Consider the following 1,488-nt stretch of genomic DNA (forward strand, 5'->3'; position numbering starts at 1 on the left):
GAGGAATTGTCAATACCTGTGGATCGGCGTGTTTCAGGCGACCTCCGTTCCGGCTTGCTGATCGCCGTCTGAGGGCGGTGTCGGTGGGGTGATTTCGGTGGGGCGTTCGAGCAGTTTGCCCTTGTGGAAGACCGCGCCGGCGCGGACCAGGGCGACCAGGTGTGGTGCGTTGACGGCACGCCAGCGGGCCGCGGCGGCGTCGATGAGCTTGTAGGCCATGGCCAGACCAGCCGCACGTGATCCCGGCCCCTTGGTGACCTTGGTTCTCAAACGTACTGTGGCAAAGGTGCTTTCGATCGGATTTGTCGTGCGTAGGTGGATCCAGTGCTCGGCGGGATAGTGGTAGAACTCCAGTAGGGTGTCCAGATCGTCGGTGATCTTGGCGACCGCCTTGGGGTACTTGGCCCCGAAGTCGACCGTGAAGGCCTTGACCGCGACCTGGGCCTTGTCGATATCCTCGGCGTTGTAGATCTCCTTGAGCGCCGACAACGCCGACGCGTGCGCTGATTTCGGCAGGGCGGCAAGCACATTGGCTTGCTTATGAAACCAGCACCGCTGTTCTTTGGTGGCCGGGAACACCTCGCGTACCGCTTTCCAGAAGCCGAGTGCGCCATCGCCGACGGCGAGCACGGGTGCGGTCATGCCGCGTCGTTTACAGTCGCGCAGCAGATCAGCCCACGACTCGGTCGATTCCCGGTAGCCGTCGGTGATCGCCACGAGCTCTTTGCGGCCGTCCGCGCGCACGCCGAGCATCACCAGCAGACACAGCTTTTCCTGGTCCAGGCGGACCTTGAGGTGGATGCCGTCGACCCACAGGTAGACGTAATCGGTGCCCGACAGGTCCCGGGCGGCGAACGCGCGGGCCTCGTCCTGCCACTGGCTGGTCAGCCGGGTGATCGTGGTGGCCGAGAGCCCGGCACCCGAGCCCAGGAACTGCTCCAGAGCGGGGGTGAAGTCGCTGGTGGACAGCCCGTGCAGGTACAGCAGCGGCAGCACTTCGCTCATCTGCGGTGACTTGCGTGCCCAGGCCGGCAGGATCGCCGAGGAAAACCGTTTCCGCTCACCGGTGTCGGGGTCGACGCGTTTGTCGTTGACTCGCGGTGCTTTCACCTCAACTGCCCCGGCTGCCGTCAGCACCTCGCGGGCCTGGTGATAGCCGTTGCGGACCACCAGCCGATGCCCCTTCTCATCGAGCTGATCGGCGAACTGGGCCACGTAGGCGGCGACCTCAGCCTTCAACGCGGCGGCCAGCATCTGACGGGCGCCGTCGCGGACGATCTCGTCCAACAACGACCGACCAGCACCGCCAGTGCTTTCGTTGGCCTCGATGGCATCGTGAACTACGGTGAGCATGGGCGTACCTTCCCGAACCAGCGCGCCAACGCCGGCTCATGATCGGACCTTCGGATATTCAGATCATCCTCGGGAAGGTGCGCCCACTTTCACGCCCCCTCACCGAGGCTCATCCACAGGTTCTGATCATTGCTC

At 64.4% G+C, this 1,488-nt stretch carries 1 protein-coding gene; it reads right to left on the minus strand.

Going from position 1 to position 1,488, the window contains the following annotated elements:
- Positions 1-33: 33 nt before the first annotated feature.
- Positions 34-1,353, minus strand: coding sequence for an IS256 family transposase (locus E0T84_RS31520; RefSeq protein ID WP_064961518.1), 1,320 nt, complete (start codon positions 1,351-1,353; stop codon positions 34-36).
- Positions 1,354-1,488: the final 135 nt, after the last annotated feature.

The sequence above is a fragment of the Mycobacterium sp. DBP42 genome, from assembly GCF_005924235.1.
GTDB classification, from domain to species: Bacteria; Actinomycetota; Actinomycetes; order Mycobacteriales; family Mycobacteriaceae; genus Mycobacterium; species Mycobacterium syngnathidarum.